The organism is Janthinobacterium sp. C22, from assembly GCF_057919405.1.
Window position 1 is genome coordinate 6,464,384 of the sequence record NZ_CP193659.1, and the last position, 14,259, is coordinate 6,478,642.

Sequence of the window (14,259 nt, forward strand, 5' to 3'; positions counted from 1 at the left end):
CCTGGCCATCCGGCGCCGCGTCGCTCATGCGGTCCGCGTGCTGCCCTCTTGCCTCGGTGTTGTAATTAATATTGCATGACGCTCTGTATAGGCGCTCGCCCTTGTACTGCTGCTAACTGGTTTACCCTGCTTGTTGCTATCTGCTCATGCTGCCGTGGCCGTTTCTACCAGGCCACTTTCACTGGATTCGGAGAGGCGGTATTGTAACCGTTCGCCAAATTTCCATTGCGACTCAAAAAATTGATCGACGGCCAGCAATTGCGCGTCCGTCGACTCCAGCAAGTTCATTTCCTGACGGAACGCTTCGCCGCCTTCCAGATCCTTGACGTACCAGCCGATATGCTTGCGCGCCGTGCGCACGCCGAGGAACTCGCCATAAAACGCGTAATGGGCGCGCAAATGCTCATCCATCAAGGTACGCACTTCATCCACGTACGGCGCCGGCAACAAGGTGCCGGTGCGCAGGAAATGGTCGATTTCGCGGCAAATCCACGGCCGGCCCTGCGCCGCGCGGCCGATCATGACAGCATCGGCGCCCGTTTGATCGAGCACAAAGCGGGCCTTTTCCGGACTGGTAATGTCGCCGTTGGCCACCACGGGGATGCCCACCGAGGCTTTTACGGCGGCAATGGTTTCATATTCGGCATCGCCCTTGTAGCCATCGGCGCGCGTGCGGCCGTGCAAGGTCAGCATCTGGATGCCCGCTTGCTCGGCGATGCGGGCGATTTTCAGGGCATTCTTGTTTTCGCGGTTCCAGCCCGTGCGAAATTTCAGGGTGACGGGCACGTCGACGGCGTTGACGACGGCGTGCAAAATCTTTTCGACCAGGCTTTCGTTTTGCAACAGAGCCGAACCGCACCAGCTGTTGCACACCTTCTTCACGGGGCACCCCATGTTGATGTCGATGATCTGCGCGCCACGGTCCACGTTGAACTTGGCGCAATCGGCCAGGTCCTGCGGATCGGCGCCAGCGATCTGCACGGCTTTCGGCTCCATTTCGCCTTCGTGGTCCGTGCGGCGCGCACTTTTTCCGTCGCCCACAGGCGCGGATTCGACGCCGCCATCTCCGACACGGCGTAGCCGGCACCCAGCTGCTTGCACAACTGGCGGAAAGGCCGGTCCGTCACGCCCGCCATGGGAGCGACGAAAACGTTGTTGCGCAGAATGTGAGGGCCGATTTGCACTGAGGAACCTGAAATGGACGGAGGAACCTGCTATTTTAACCGATTCCCTGCCTAATTAATAAGCACTATTTTTTTGGCTCAGTGCGTCAGAGTGAGGATGGGGCCTTAGCCCAGCTCGTCCATCGCGGGCGCGCTCAGGTGCTCGATGTTTCCCCAGTGCACCAAATGCAGCTTGCCGTCCGCATATGAAAACCGGTTGACGCTGGCATTCTTGACCTGGAAGTCGCGCGGGCTGTCGAGCGTCATGCCGACCGCCTCGCGGTAAGCGCACTCGAGTACGCCGCCGTGGGCGACGATGGCGATCGTCTGGCCGTCGTATTGCCGGGCCCAGCGGGCGATGGCGCCATTCGCGCGCGCATAGAACTGGCGGAAACTCTCCGCGTCGCGCTCGCCCGACGGCATCACGGCATCGATCTGGCGCGATTGCCACTGCGCATACTCGTGCGGATAGCGCGCGGCGATGTCCGCGTACAGCAAGCCTTCGAAAGCGCCATAGCAGCGCTCGCGCAGCAAGGGGTCCGTCTGCACGGGCAAGTCTTGCACGTCGGCCACGGCTTGCGCCGTCTGCTGCGCGCGCTGCAAGTCGCTGGCGATGATGGCGGCCAGCGGTTCGTCCGCCAGCGCCTGTCCCAGTGCGGCCGCTTGCGCCAGGCCCGCCTCGTTCAGGGCGATGTCGATATGGCCCTGCAGGCGGCGGCCCGCATTCCAGGCCGTTTCGCCATGGCGTATCAATAAAATCGTGGTGCTCATGCTTTATTTCTTCAGAGTAAGTGCCAGCTCGGGGTTGAGCGAGTAGGCGACGACGAGCTGGGCTTCGTCGAGGATGTGGCCGTAGAGCGCGGCATGCGCTTGCTGCCCCGTAAAGCGCTCGGGCAAGGCCAGCTGCGGCACGTCGAGCGCATACAGGCGGAAGATGTAATGGTGGATGCGCTCGTCATTCCACGGCGGGCATGGGCCATCATAGCCGTAATAGTCGCCGGCCATGGCGGCATCGCCGGCAAACCAGGCCGTGTAGTCGTTGATGCCCTGGCGCAGCCCAGCACCTGCGGCCTTGCCGCGCGGCGTGATGCCGCTGGAAAATTCTCCGGCAGCAATAGAACGCATGGCGGGCGGCAAGTCGAGCAAGCTCCAGTGATAAAAGTCGCCGCGCGGCGCCGTCAGCGGCAGGGATTGGTCGTCGCGGTTGACCAGGCTGGCGTCTTGCGGCGCATCGGGGTCGATGCAGAACAGGGCCAGCGACTCGGTGCCGTTGGGCACCTCGTCCCAGGCCAGGTGGGGATTGCGGTTGCCGGCGAGGCGCACGCGGTTGGCCGGATCGATCTCGGCAAAGGCATGGTCGGCCGGCATCAGGCCGCCATCACGAAACGTCTCGCTCCACAATTTCATCGCTTGCTCCCCTTGTAGTTATTGTTTTGTACTTATTTAGCGTTCACTTGCAGCCAGAATGTCACGGGCCCGTCATTCGTCAGCGACACCTGCATGTCGGCACCGAACTGTCCCGTTTGCACGGTCGCATGGCGGCCGCGCGCCTGGTCCACGAAATGCGTGAACAGGCGCAAACCATCCTGCGGCGCGGCCGCCGGCGTGAACGACGGGCGCGTGCCGGACTTGGTGTCGGCCGCCAGGGTGAACTGCGGCACCAGCAGCAAGCCGCCGGCCACGTCCGTCACGCTGCGGTTCATCTTGCCCGCTTCGTCGGCAAACACGCGGTAGCCGAGCAGTTTGGTCAGCAAGGCGTCCGCTTCCTTCTCCGTATCGCCCCGCTCCGCGCACACGAGCACCATCAGGCCGGCGTCGATGGCGCCGACGGTGGCGCCGCCGACATCGACTTTCGCCTGGGTAACACGTTGCAGCAGCGCGATCATGCCGTCAAGGTGACGCGCGCGAAACTGCGCTTGCCAACTTGCAACACGAACTGACCGGCTTCCACTTGCAAGCCCTTGTCGCTGATGACGGTGCCGTCGATGCGCACGCCGCCCTGGTCGATCTTGCGCATGGCTTCCGACGTGGACGGGCACAGGCCCGCCTGTTTCAGCAATTGCGGGATGCCCAGCGGGGCGCCGGCCAGGGTCACTTCCGGGATATCGTCGGGAATGCCGCCCTTCGAGCGGTTGACGAAATCGGCCAGCGCATCTTCGGCCGCCTGCTGCGAGTGGAAGCGGGCGACGATCTCTTGCGCCAACGCAACCTTGGCGTCGCGCGGATTGCGGCCTTCCTCGACTTCGCGCTTCAGCTGGGCCAGTTCGGCGATCGAGCGCCACGACAGCAGCTCGTAGTAGCGCCACATCATGACGTCGGAAATACTCATCAGCTTGGCGAACATGGTGTTGCCCGGTTCCGTGATGCCGATATAGTTATTCTTCGACTTGGACATTTTTTCCACGCCGTCCAAACCTTCCAGCAGCGGCATGGTCAAAATACACTGCTGCTCCTGTCCGTACTGCTTTTGCAGTTCGCGGCCCACCAGCAGGTTGAATTTCTGGTCCGTGCCGCCCAGTTCCAGGTCCGATTTCAGGGCCACCGAGTCGTAGCCCTGCATCAGCGGGTACAGGAATTCATGCACGGAAATAGGAATGCCGCCCTGGAAGCGCTTGGTGAAGTCGTCACGCTCGATCATGCGCGCCACCGTGTAGTGGGAAGCGAGCTGGATGATGCCGCGCGCCCCCAGCGGATCGCACCACTCGGAGTTATAGCGGATTTCCGTCTTGCTGGCATCCAGCACTAAAGATGCTTGCGCGAAATACGTCATCGCGTTAATCTCGATCTGTTCCTTGGTCAGCGGTGGGCGCGTGACGTTGCGGCCCGAAGGGTCGCCGATCATGGAAGTAAAATCGCCGATCAGGAAAATGACTTGATGGCCCAGGTTTTGCAGCTGGCGCATCTTGTTCAGCACGACAGTGTGGCCCAGATGCAAGTCGGGTGCAGTCGGGTCCAGGCCCAGTTTGATGCGCAGTGGAACACCGGTTTTCTCGGAACGCGCTAATTTTTGCGCAAATTCGCTTTCGATCAAGAGTTCGTCGACGCCACGCTTGGTAATCGCGAGGGCTTCTTGTACTCTGTCCGACAGCGGAAGCGCGGTCTGAGCGGCGTTAGCCTTTGTAGGCGATGCGGTGGTGTTGATTTCCATAAAATTTGACTGTAGATCTCAAAATGGTAGTAGGTTTGCGGAGTTTGTTATAATGCTCGATCCCATCAATCTTGCCGTATGAAAACGAACCAAAATAACAATAACAAAGAGCACTAGTTCACGAATCGTTCAAGGGCAAATTTTAACTGATTGCATGAACCCTATACATAAAATCACAGGCTCACGCTTGTACACACAGCTGACGACGACACGCAAGGCACGCATTATCGGCGCGTCCGCAGTGCTGCTCGCCGTGGCCGCCTTCGGCGCGGTCGCTGTGTCGCCCATGGCGCCCGACGCATCGGACTTGCCGGTCACGTCCATCGCGCAAAACCTGGAAATGCCTGATCTCGCCTCGCAAATTTCCGCGATGGAACAGGTAGACCAGAATTTCACCCACGAAGAAAAAGTCCGCGCTGGCGATACCCTCGCCACCCTGCTGACCCGTCTCGGCGTGGATGATCCGGCGGCCGCCAATTTCATCAAAACCGACAAGATCGCGCGCGGCGTGATGTTGCTGAAATCGGGCAAGCGCGTGCAAGCGCAAACGACCGAAAACGGCGACCTCAACTGGATGCGCGCCACCCTCGTCGACGGCACCGACAAATCGGTCAAGAACATCCTGATCACCCGCAAGGGCGACAAGTTCGTGGCCACGGAAGTGGCAGCCCAGCTGGAACGCCGCGTTGAAATGCACGCGCGCAAGATTACTTCCACCCTGTTCGCCGCCACCGACTCCAGCCTGGACGGCACCCGCCTGCCAGACTCGATTTCCGCGCAAATCGTGGAAATGTTCTCGACCAATATCGACTTCCGCTCCGACCTGAAACGCGGCGACTCGTTCAATGTGGTCTACGAAACGTTCTGGCAAGATGGCGAATTTGTCCGAGCGGGCCGCATCCTGGCCGGTGAATTCACCAACCGCGGCACGACTTACCAGTCCGTTTGGTTCGAAGACCCAGCCAGCAAGCAAGGCGGCGGTTACTACAGCTTCGACGGCAAGTCCCTCAAAAAAGCCTTCCTGAAATCCCCCTCGAATTTTCCCGCATCTCGTCCGGTTTCTCCATGCGCGTGCACCCGATTTCCGGCAACTGGAAAGCGCACAAGGGCATCGATTTCGCCGCAGCAACGGGCACGCCCATCCGCGCTTCCGGTGACGGCGTGGTCGATTCCGTCGGCAGCCAGAACGGTTACGGCAATGTTGTCGTCCTGAAACACTGGGCCAACTACAGCACCGCCTACGCCCACATGAGCCGCTTCGCTTCGGGCTTGAAAAAGGTCAAAAAGTCAGCCAGGGCGACGTGATCGGCTACGTCGGCACCACCGGCTGGTCCACGGGCGCCCATTTGCACTATGAATTCCGCGTCGGCGGCGTGGCACAAGACCCAAGCAAGCTGAACGTGCAAGCCCAGGCGCCGCTGACGGCTGCCGAGCTGAGCCGATTCCGCATGGTGTCGGCCGACATGATGCACCGCTTCACCCTGCTGCGTCCGAACGACACGGCACTGGCTTCGCGCTAAGTAACACTGCCTTCGGGCAACATATAAAGGCACCGCCCATGCAGATGGCCGGTGCCTTTGTTTTCCCGCGTGCGTACGGCACAAATGCGGCACAATGCACCCCATCACTTATGCATTCAAGGACAACCCCATGCTGTATATCGGTCTGATGTCTGGCACCAGCCTGGACGGCGTTGACGGCGCGCTGGTCGACTTTTCCGACGATGGCGGCGTGCGCAGCCTGGGCGACGCCTACATTCCCTTTCCCGCCAGCCTGCGCGACGACCTGATGGCCTTGCAAAGTGCCGGCCAGAATGAAATCGAACGCGAAGCACTGGCAGCCAATCAGCTCGTGCGCCATTACGCCGACTGCGTCGCCCTGCTATTGAACGACGCGGGCATCGGCCCGGACGCCATCGCCGCCATCGGCGCGCATGGCCAGACCATCCGCCACCGCCCCGAACTGGGCTTTACGCGCCAGTTGAACAATCCGGCACTGCTGGCGGAACTGACGGGCATCGACGTCATCGCCGACTTGCGCAGCCGCGACGTGGCGGCCGGCGGCCAGGGCGCGCCGCTGGTGCCCGCTTTTCACCAGGCCATCTTCAACTTGCCCGGCCACACGCGCGTGCTGGCCAATATCGGCGGCATCAGCAATATCAGCGTGCTGCACGCGGACGGCACGGTGACGGGCTACGACACGGGCCCCGGCAATGCGCTGATGGATGGCTGGGCCTTGCGGCACCTGGACCAGCCGTATGACGCCAACGGCGCCTGGGCCGCCACGGGCAAAGTCTTGCCTGCCCTGCTGGCGGATTTGCTCGACGATCCCTATTTTGACTTGCCGGCACCGAAAAGCACGGGCCGCGACCTCTTTCACGCCGACTGGCTGCAAGGCAAGCTGGTGAATCACCGTGGCGCCCGGCCGGCCGACGTGCAGGCGACATTGACCCAGCTGACGGCCGCCAGCCTGGCGCACGCCATCGCGCGCGACGGAGCGCAGGCGGAAACCGTGTACGTATGCGGCGGCGGCGCGCAGAACGCCAGCCTGATGGCGGCCCTGGCCGGGCAATTGCCGGGCATGGCGGTGGCATCGACAGAGGCGCTGGGCGTGGCGCCCAGCCAGGTCGAGGCGCTGGCGTTTGCCTGGCTGGCCTGGCGTTTTACGCAGCGCAAGCCGGGCAACTTGCCGGCCGTGACGGGTGCGGCGGGCTTACGCGTGCTCGGTGCGCTGTATCCGCGTTGAGCAGATGTAGAAACACAAATAGCGGATCAATGATCCGCTATTTTTATGTTGCGCCTGTAAACCGGCGCGCCTGAAAAACGTTCAGGGCAAGGCGCATTGCCGAAGACAGTACGAATAGTACGGCGAGGCAATGCAACGCCGCCATGGACGTTTTCTCAGGTGTGCTTGCTTATACGGAGAACGACGAACCGCAACCACAGGTAGACGTCGCGGTAGGGTTTTTAATCACGAACTGCGCGCCTTCCAGGTCATCCTTGTAGTCGATTTCCGCGCCGACCAGGTACTGGTAGCTCATGGAATCGATCAACAGCTGGACGCCGTTCTTGACCATGGTGGTGTCATCTTCGTTGACGATTTCGTCGAAGGTGAAGCCGTACTGGAAGCCGGAACAGCCGCCGCCCTGCACGAACACGCGCAATTTCAGGTCGGGATTGCCTTCTTCTTCGATCAGCTGCGCGACTTTTTCGGCGGCGCTATCGGTAAAGATAATAGGGGAAGGGATCACATCTTGCATTTCAGCGACGGCATTCATATCAGGCACTCCTACTAGAAAACATTAAGTCATTATAGACTGTTGGCGCAACTCGCGCTGCGGCCGCCGCTGGCACGGCTGGCCGGTGTTGTTCCTGCTCACATTTCCGACACGGCCAGGTGCAGCACGGGGTCGGCGCTGTCGTGGCGACTGAGCTTTCCTTGCACCAATGCGCCGCTGTGCATTTCCAGCACTTTGTAGTAGACCTCTCCTACAATGCGGGCTTTGGGCTGGATTTCAAGCATTTCGGACACATACACGGGGCCGTTGATCTCGCCGCTGACGACCAGGCTCGAACAGCGCACCTCGCCATCGATGCGCCCTGCCTCGCCCAGCACCACATGCGTGGGCTCGCCCGCCTCGCCCGTGACGTTGCCGCGCACATGGCCATCGATGCGCAAGCCCCCGCAAAACAGCAAGTCGCCCTCGATCCGCGTGGAAGCGCCGATCAGGGTGTCGATGGGATTTTCGCGTTGCGCTCGAACATGAACGTCATCCTGTCGGGGTAGGTGGCAGTCCAATTTAGCACAGGTCCGGCAAAAAGGCGCCGGACCTGCGCAAGCACGGGCGCCTATTTTTATGGCAGCAGGGCGATGTGTTGCAAACCGGCCGTTTCTTTCAAGCCAAACATCAAGTTCATGCACTGCACGGCCTGGCCCGATGCGCCCTTGACCAGGTTGTCCTGCACCACCAGCACGATGACGGTATTGCCGCCTTCGGGACGGTGCAAGGCCAGGCGCAGCATGTTCGAGCCACGCGTGGAGCGCGTTTCCGGATGCGCGCCGAATGGCATCACGTCGACGAACGGCTCGTCCTTGTATTGCGCTTCGAACAAGGCTTGCAGTTCTTCATTGCTGACATCCTTGTTCAACTGCGCGTACAGGGTCGAATGCATGCCGCGGATCATCGGCACCAGGTGCGGCGTGAAGGTCAGCGCCACCTTGTCGTCCGTGAAACGCTGCAGCTGCGCCGTCGTTTCCGGCAGGTGGCGGTGGCCGGCCACGCCGTAGGCCTTGAAGCTGTCGCTGCTTTCCGAGAACAGGATGCCGATTTCCGCCTTGCGGCCGGCGCCGGACACGCCCGACTTGCAGTCGGCGATCAAGCCGCCCGCATTCACCAGACCCGCCTTGAGCAGCGGATAGAAGCCCAGCTGCATGGTGGTCGGGTAGCAACCGGGGTTGGCGATCAGCCTGGCCTGCTTGATGTCTTCGCGATTCAGTTCCGGCAAGCCGTACACGGCCTCGGCTATCAGTTCGGGCGCCGTATGGGGAATCTTGTACCACTGCTCGAACTTGGCCTGGTCTTTCAGGCGGAAGTCGGCGGCCAGGTCGATGACCTTCACGCCGGCGGCCAGCAAGGCAGGAGCTTGCGCCATCGCAACACCATGCGGGGTGGCGAAAAACACCACGTCGCACTGTTCCAGGTTCGCCTTGTCCGGCGAGGAAAACGCCACCTTCACATGGCCGCGCAGGGAAGGATACATGTCGGCAACGGGCAAGCCATCTTCCTTGCGCGAGGTAATCGCCGTCAACTCGACATCTGGATGGGTAGCGAGCAAGCGCAGCAATTCAACGCCCGTGTATCCAGTGCCGCCGACGATGCCAACTTTGATCATGTTCTTTCCTTGTGTATAGATTGCATAAAGATGAAGGGAAACGCTGCCCCTGCGGGTTTTCCGCGTATTTTACAGCGCAACGCAGAGTCACGCTGAAATGCAAAAAAGCCGCGGGACCGAAGTCCAGCGGCTTTTCGACCAGCACCCCGGAAGGCGCTGTAGCGTAGAAATTAACGCTTCGAGAATTGCTTTGCGCGACGTGCTTTGCGCAGACCAACTTTTTTACGCTCGACTTCACGTGCATCGCGGGTCACGAAGCCGGCTTTCGCCAGTTCCGGTTTCAGCGCTGCATCGTAGTCGATCAGAGCGCGGGTGATGCCGTGACGAACTGCACCAGCCTGGCCCGACTCACCGCCGCCATGGACGTTGACTTTGATGTCGAAACGCTCGACATTGCCGGTCAGTTCCAGAGGTTGACGGATGACCATCAGACCCGTTTCGCGCGAAAAGTATTCGTTTGCTGGTTTGCCGTTAACAACGATCAAGCCTGTGCCAACTTTGATAAAAACCCGAGCCACTGCACTTTTGCGACGGCCGGTTCCATAATTGTAATTACCGATCATGTCAGTTCCTTAGAGAACAAGTGCTTTAGGTTGCTGAGCAGCGTGCGGATGGGAACCTTCCGCGTACACTTTCAGCTTCTTGATCATTGCGTAGCCGAGTGGGCCTTTAGGCAGCATGCCCTTGACCGCTTTCTCAAGCGCGCGACCTGGAAAACGCTGTTGCATTTTCTGGAAGTTGGTTTCGTAGATGCCGCCTGGATAGCCAGAGTGACGGTAGTAAATTTTCTCAGTTGCTTTGGTACCGGTCACACGCAGTTTGCCTGCGTTGATGACGACGATGAAGTCGCCGGTATCGACGTGAGGAGTAAATTCTGGTTTGTGTTTGCCGCGCAGTCGGAGTGCCACTTCGCTGGCAACACGTCCGAGGACTTTGTCCGTCGCGTCAACCACGAACCAATCGCGCTGGACTTCATGTCCTTTAGCGGAAAATGTTTTCATGTTGACTTCCTAATAGATTACACGCTCAAATGGTGGTTCCGCCGATGTTGCTGTGCGGACTCTGCCTTATTTACTTTTCCTGAGCGAACGGAAAGCCGACAAGTATAAGCGGCTTTGCCGTGCCGCGTCAAGCCGCAATCGAGGCAGGCTGCGGGCCGGCGGCCGGCACATGGATGGGCATTCCTCTATTACAATACAAAACGCTTACAATTTTCGGAGAGTACGATGGAATGCAAAGTCAGCTGGAATGGCCCGTCGGGCATGAGTTTTCGGGCAGAAACCGGTTCCGGCCACATGGTGACCATGGATGGCGCGCCCGAGGGCGGCGGCCACAACCTGGCGCCACGCCCCATGGAAATGGTCTTGCTGGGCACGGGCGGCTGCACCGCCTATGACGTGGTGCTGATCCTGAAACGGGGCCGCGAAGCCGTCAACGGCTGCGAAGTGACCCTGAAGGCCGAGCGCGCCGATACCGATCCGAAAGTATTTACCAAGATCCACTTCCACTTCACGGTGCGGGGCAAGGCCCTGAAGCCGACGGCCGTGGAACGGGCCGTGGCTTTGTCGCATGACAAATATTGCTCGGCATCGATCATGCTGGCGAAAACTGCCGAGATCACTCACTCGTTCGAAATCATCGAGGAGTAGGTCGGATTAGCGCGTGAGCGCGTAATCCGACGACACCCACGGCGCCAACAATGTTGTCGGCTTACGCGCTGCGCGCTAATCCGACCTACGCCGAGCGATGCCGACGTGTTAGATGTAATACGCTGTCTTCGTCATCACTTTCCCCATGATGCCCATCAGCGCCTTGACGGGCGCCGGGGTGTCGATGGCGCCCAGTCGCTGGGCGGCGGCGCCGTGTTCCACCTCGTCGATGGCCATCTGCTTGACGATGGCGCGCGACTTGGCGTCCTGCGGCGGCAATTCCTGCAGGTGGCTGGCCAGGTGCGCTTCCACCTGGCGTTCCGTTTCCACCACAAAACCCAGGCTGCGGCCGTCGCCCATGCGCGCGGCAATGGTGCCCAGCGCAAACGAACCCGCATACCACAGGGGATTGAGCAGGCTCAGACGCGAGCCCAGCTCCGTCAGGCGCTGCGCCGTCCAGGCCAGATGGTCTTCCTCTTCGCGTCCCGCCTCATCGAACTGGGCGCGGATGGCCGGGCTGTGCGCATAGCGCGCCTGCGAGTTGTACAGGGCTTGCGCGCACACTTCGCCCACATGGTTGACGCGCATCAAACCGGCGCTGTGGCGCTGTTCGGCCGGGCTCAGCTCCGCATCGGGCGCGTGCGCGGCCGGCGTGGGGCGCGAGGCCGAGGCCACGCCCGCGATGACGCGCAAGGCCTTGTCGGCGCCGACAATCAAACGATCCAGGGGTCAAAATGGCGGTTCGCGGTCATCGTGGCTATGCTCATGAGTAGTAAAACATGAATTATAGGACGATCAGGGCCAGCCGTCCCCACGCCGCGCGCAGGGCGAACGGGGCTTTATTGACCTGTGCGCGCTTTTTCCTGCTCGATCCAGTCCACCACGGGGCCGACGGCATCGAGGCCGGACAGGCTTTTTGCCACACCCAGGTTCAGTGAAATCAGGAAAGAAATGCTGTCGACGGGAATGTCCCGGCAGTATTCGGCAAACGCGGCGCGAAAACGCTCCGATTGCAGCACGCGCAAGACTTTTTCGCCGCTCATGAATTGCAGCACGCTGGCGATGCTGTGTCCGCCGCCTATCGAGTGGTAGATAAAACGGTTGTACTTCGCGTCGATCTGCTTGAAATCGAGGGTTTCTTCCGTCATCAGGCCGGCCAGATAGTACAGCCCCAGGCTGACGCGGAAGAAACCGATGGCTTCGGCACTGGTCATGCCGGCGCGGGCCACGGCCAGTACCTTGTCCTGCATCGCCTGATCGATCGTTTGCATTGCGCTCTCCCGCGCCGTCCGCCGGCGCCCACCGGGCCAGCTTGCATGAAGATGCTGTTTTTTTCAATAGACCAAACGATATTTCCACCTTGCAAGTTACATTTTTTGCATGCTACTCTCGTTCTTCACCGTTGAATGGATGAAGCACATGATAGAGGTCAAGCACCTGGCAAAACGTTTCCGCATGCCGCCCCACAAGGGCAAGGGCGTGCACGTCAGCGATCCGCGCGAACACGAGGGCTGGTTCCACGCCGTGCGCGACGTCAGTTTCAGCTGCGCCCCGGGCGAAGTGCTGGGCTTGCTGGGGCCGAATGGCGCCGGCAAGACCACCACCCTGCGCCTGCTGTCGACGGCCTTGCAGGCGGACGCGGGCAGCGCCCTCGTCAATGGCGTCGACGTGCTGCGCCAGCCGCTGGTGGCGCGCCAGAGCATCGGCTTCCTGTCCGGCTCGACGGGCTTGTACGGCCGCCTGACGGCGCGCGAGAACGTCGAATACTTCGGCCGCCTGCACGGCATGCCGGCCGACCAGCTGAAACGCCGCTGCGATGAACTGTTTTCCCTGCTGCAAATGGAAGAATACGGCGGCAAGCGGGCCGATCAGTTGTCGACGGGCATGAAACAGAAGTGCGCGATCGCCCGCACCGTCGTGCACGAGCCGCAAGTGGTCATCCTCGACGAGCCGACGACGGGCCTGGACGTGATGTCGGCCAAGATCCTGCTCGACTTCATCGCCAGCTACAAGGCGCTGCGCGTGCCGCTGATCTTTTCCACGCACCACCTGCACGAGGTGGAAAAGCTGTGCGACCGCGTCTGCATCATCAACCGCGGCACCACCGCCTTCCATGGCACGGTCGACGAACTGCGCCACCTGGGCGGCAGTGCCGATCTGTACGACGCCTTTGTCAGCGTCATCAACCAGGGAGCCTGAGCCATGTGGACCATTTATCTGAAAGAGTTGCTGGAACTCACGCGCGACCGCAAGACGCTGATCTTCACCATCCTCATCCCCATCTTTGCCATGCCGCTGATCTTTGGCGGCTTCGCATATGTCTCGAACAATATGTTCAAGAACGCCAAGACGGCGGAAATGCGCTACGCGCTGTTCGGCAAGGACCATTCGCCGGGCTTGAGCGCGCGTTTTGCGCAGCAGCACAACCTGCGCGAAGTGCCGCTGGCCAGCGAGGGGGAGATCCGCCGCGCCATCGGCGACGACAGCATCAAGTTCGCCGTCGTCATTCCGCCCCGGTTTGAAGAGGCGCTGCGGCAACAGCAGCAAGCCAAGGTCACCTTGCACTACAACAGCGCCAGCACGGTCGATGTGACCCAGCAGCGGGTGCGCGAGATCGTCGATGCCTACAACGCCAGCCTGCGTGAAAGCGCGCTGTCGGACCTGAACCTGAGTCCGGCCCAGCTGGCCTTTGCCCTGCATCCCATCGTGCTCGACAAGCAATCGACGGCCAACGAGCGCGAGCAGATGGGCGCCATCGTCGGCGGCATGCTGCCCTATCTGCTGCTGATGGTGTGCCTGACGGCGGCCATGTATCCGGCCATCGACCTGGGCGCCGGCGAAAAGGAGCGGGGTACCCTGGAAACCCTGCTGCTGGCGCCCGTGCCGCGCAGCGCCATCGTGCTGGCCAAGTTCCTCGTGCTATTTACCGTCGGCATGACCTCGGCCGTGCTGATGGTGGGCAGCATGGGCGCCCTGCTGGCCATCTTCGGCAGCTCGCTCGAAGGCAACATGGCCGTCATGGTGCGCAGCATCGGCTTGCCCGACCTGGCCATGGTGACCCTGATGCTGGTGCCGACGGCCGCCATCTTCGCCTCGCTGCTGCTGTCGATCTCGATCTACGCGAAAAGCTACAAGGAAGCGGCCGGCATGATCACGCCATTGATGCTGTTCGTCATCCTGCCCACGGTGGCGGCCATGCTGCCCGGCGTCGAGCTGAACTGGATATGGGCCATGGTGCCGCTGACCAACGTGTCGCTGGCCATGAAGGAACTGGTGAAAGGCACCATGGATTACCGCATGTTCGGCGTGATCCTGGCGTCGACCACGGTGATCGCGGGCGCCCTGCTGGCCCTGTGCCGCTGGTGGTTTAACCGGGAGTCGGTGCTATTTCGCAACTAAAACTTGCA

15 protein-coding genes and 2 pseudogenes are annotated in these 14,259 nt (G+C 61.0%); 5 read left to right on the plus strand and 12 right to left on the minus strand.

Annotated elements, in window-relative coordinates; translation table 11 throughout:
• Nucleotides 1-144: 144 nt before the first annotated feature.
• The 5 genes and pseudogenes from dusB to tyrS form a co-directional block, all read right to left on the minus strand.
• Nucleotides 145-1,136 (minus strand): annotated as a pseudogene (gene dusB / locus ACRHIG_RS30345) (tRNA dihydrouridine synthase DusB).
• A 153-nt stretch (nucleotides 1,137-1,289) separates the two neighbouring features.
• Nucleotides 1,290-1,934 carry a histidine phosphatase family protein gene (locus tag ACRHIG_RS30350; RefSeq protein WP_489628907.1) on the minus strand — a complete coding sequence of 215 codons (645 nt, stop codon included), beginning with the start codon at nucleotides 1,932-1,934 and terminating at the stop codon, nucleotides 1,290-1,292.
• 3 nt (nucleotides 1,935-1,937) lie between these two features.
• Nucleotides 1,938-2,570: a YbhB/YbcL family Raf kinase inhibitor-like protein gene (locus ACRHIG_RS30355; RefSeq protein WP_489628908.1), complete on the minus strand. Its 633-nt coding sequence runs from the start codon at nucleotides 2,568-2,570 to the stop codon at nucleotides 1,938-1,940.
• Between the two features lie 32 nt (nucleotides 2,571-2,602).
• Complete coding sequence (dtd, locus tag ACRHIG_RS30360) at nucleotides 2,603-3,049, minus strand: D-aminoacyl-tRNA deacylase (RefSeq protein ID WP_070290004.1); 447 nt, start codon at nucleotides 3,047-3,049, stop codon at nucleotides 2,603-2,605.
• Nucleotides 3,046-4,311 carry a tyrosine--tRNA ligase gene (gene tyrS / locus ACRHIG_RS30365; protein WP_152253547.1) on the minus strand — a complete coding sequence of 422 codons (1,266 nt, stop codon included), beginning with the start codon at nucleotides 4,309-4,311 and terminating at the stop codon, nucleotides 3,046-3,048. The genes dtd and tyrS overlap by 4 nt, the downstream gene beginning before the upstream one ends.
• 154 nt (nucleotides 4,312-4,465) lie before the next feature.
• On the opposite strand from tyrS, the pseudogene ACRHIG_RS30370 reads away from it, so the two are divergent.
• A pseudogene (locus ACRHIG_RS30370) lies at nucleotides 4,466-5,831 on the plus strand (M23 family metallopeptidase).
• Nucleotides 5,832-5,961: 130 nt separating this feature from the next.
• A complete protein-coding gene (locus ACRHIG_RS30375) occupies nucleotides 5,962-7,056 on the plus strand; it encodes an anhydro-N-acetylmuramic acid kinase (protein WP_489628909.1) in 1,095 nt (364 codons plus the stop codon).
• Between the two features lie 169 nt (nucleotides 7,057-7,225).
• Here the strand turns inward: ACRHIG_RS30375 and erpA are convergent, their stop codons facing one another.
• The 5 genes from erpA to rplM all read right to left on the minus strand — a co-directional run bounded on the left by erpA (nucleotide 7,226) and on the right by rplM (nucleotide 10,204).
• Nucleotides 7,226-7,588, minus strand: coding sequence for an iron-sulfur cluster insertion protein ErpA (gene erpA, locus ACRHIG_RS30380; protein ID WP_029496047.1), 363 nt, complete (start codon nucleotides 7,586-7,588; stop codon nucleotides 7,226-7,228).
• 98 nt (nucleotides 7,589-7,686) lie between these two features.
• Entirely contained in the window at nucleotides 7,687-8,007 is a 321-nt protein-coding gene (locus ACRHIG_RS30385; protein WP_489628910.1) for a bactofilin family protein, read from the minus strand.
• Between the two features lie 158 nt (nucleotides 8,008-8,165).
• Nucleotides 8,166-9,203, minus strand: a complete 1,038-nt coding sequence (gene argC / locus ACRHIG_RS30390; RefSeq protein WP_489628911.1) for an N-acetyl-gamma-glutamyl-phosphate reductase — start codon at nucleotides 9,201-9,203, stop codon at nucleotides 8,166-8,168.
• Between the two features lie 170 nt (nucleotides 9,204-9,373).
• Nucleotides 9,374-9,766: a 30S ribosomal protein S9 gene (gene rpsI, locus ACRHIG_RS30395; protein ID WP_010393285.1), complete on the minus strand. Its 393-nt coding sequence runs from the start codon at nucleotides 9,764-9,766 to the stop codon at nucleotides 9,374-9,376.
• Between the two features lie 9 nt (nucleotides 9,767-9,775).
• Nucleotides 9,776-10,204 (minus strand): 50S ribosomal protein L13, encoded by a 429-nt coding sequence (gene rplM / locus ACRHIG_RS30400; RefSeq protein ID WP_010393282.1) that lies wholly within the window; start codon nucleotides 10,202-10,204, stop codon nucleotides 9,776-9,778.
• 225 nt (nucleotides 10,205-10,429) lie between these two features.
• Here rplM and ACRHIG_RS30405 point away from each other — a divergent pair, with 225 nt between their 5' ends.
• Nucleotides 10,430-10,852: an OsmC family protein gene (locus tag ACRHIG_RS30405; protein ID WP_475414619.1), complete on the plus strand. Its 423-nt coding sequence runs from the start codon at nucleotides 10,430-10,432 to the stop codon at nucleotides 10,850-10,852.
• A gap of 108 nt (nucleotides 10,853-10,960) precedes the next feature.
• On the opposite strand, the gene coq7 is transcribed toward ACRHIG_RS30405, so the two are convergent.
• Nucleotides 10,961-11,569, minus strand: coding sequence for a 2-polyprenyl-3-methyl-6-methoxy-1,4-benzoquinone monooxygenase (gene coq7 / locus ACRHIG_RS30410; protein WP_489628912.1), 609 nt, complete (start codon nucleotides 11,567-11,569; stop codon nucleotides 10,961-10,963).
• A 122-nt stretch (nucleotides 11,570-11,691) separates the two neighbouring features.
• Nucleotides 11,692-12,123, minus strand: coding sequence for a hypothetical protein (locus tag ACRHIG_RS30415; protein WP_489628913.1), 432 nt, complete (start codon nucleotides 12,121-12,123; stop codon nucleotides 11,692-11,694).
• Between the two features lie 148 nt (nucleotides 12,124-12,271).
• On the opposite strand from ACRHIG_RS30415, the gene ACRHIG_RS30420 reads away from it, so the two are divergent.
• Nucleotides 12,272-13,051, plus strand: a complete 780-nt coding sequence (locus tag ACRHIG_RS30420; protein WP_489630895.1) for an ABC transporter ATP-binding protein — start codon at nucleotides 12,272-12,274, stop codon at nucleotides 13,049-13,051.
• A 3-nt stretch (nucleotides 13,052-13,054) separates the two neighbouring features.
• The gene (locus tag ACRHIG_RS30425; protein ID WP_475414616.1) at nucleotides 13,055-14,251 is read left to right on the plus strand and encodes an ABC transporter permease; all 1,197 of its coding nucleotides are present in this window, start codon (nucleotides 13,055-13,057) and stop codon (nucleotides 14,249-14,251) included.
• The last annotated feature ends 8 nt before the right edge of the window (nucleotides 14,252-14,259 follow it).

Excerpts from the sequence above, each read along its gene's own strand:
- ACRHIG_RS30375 (WP_489628909.1), top strand. The coding sequence starts at position 5,962 with ATGCTGTATATCGGTCTGATGTCTGGCACCAGCCTGGACGGCGTTGAC.
- argC (WP_489628911.1), bottom strand. The coding sequence starts at position 9,203 with ATGATCAAAGTTGGCATCGTCGGCGGCACTGGATACACGGGCGTTGAA.
- ACRHIG_RS30415 (WP_489628913.1), bottom strand. The coding sequence starts at position 12,123 with ATGCAAACGATCGATCAGGCGATGCAGGACAAGGTACTGGCCGTGGCC.
- erpA (WP_029496047.1), bottom strand. The coding sequence starts at position 7,588 with ATGAATGCCGTCGCTGAAATGCAAGATGTGATCCCTTCCCCTATTATC.
- ACRHIG_RS30420 (WP_489630895.1), top strand. The coding sequence starts at position 12,272 with ATGATAGAGGTCAAGCACCTGGCAAAACGTTTCCGCATGCCGCCCCAC.
- ACRHIG_RS30350 (WP_489628907.1), bottom strand. The coding sequence starts at position 1,934 with ATGAGCACCACGATTTTATTGATACGCCATGGCGAAACGGCCTGGAAT.
- rplM (WP_010393282.1), bottom strand. The coding sequence starts at position 10,204 with ATGAAAACATTTTCCGCTAAAGGACATGAAGTCCAGCGCGATTGGTTC.
- ACRHIG_RS30425 (WP_475414616.1), top strand. The coding sequence starts at position 13,055 with ATGTGGACCATTTATCTGAAAGAGTTGCTGGAACTCACGCGCGACCGC.
- tyrS (WP_152253547.1), bottom strand. The coding sequence starts at position 4,311 with ATGGAAATCAACACCACCGCATCGCCTACAAAGGCTAACGCCGCTCAG.
- ACRHIG_RS30355 (WP_489628908.1), bottom strand. The coding sequence starts at position 2,570 with ATGAAATTGTGGAGCGAGACGTTTCGTGATGGCGGCCTGATGCCGGCC.
- dtd (WP_070290004.1), bottom strand. The coding sequence starts at position 3,049 with ATGATCGCGCTGCTGCAACGTGTTACCCAGGCGAAAGTCGATGTCGGC.
- ACRHIG_RS30405 (WP_475414619.1), top strand. The coding sequence starts at position 10,430 with ATGGAATGCAAAGTCAGCTGGAATGGCCCGTCGGGCATGAGTTTTCGG.
- rpsI (WP_010393285.1), bottom strand. The coding sequence starts at position 9,766 with ATGATCGGTAATTACAATTATGGAACCGGCCGTCGCAAAAGTGCAGTG.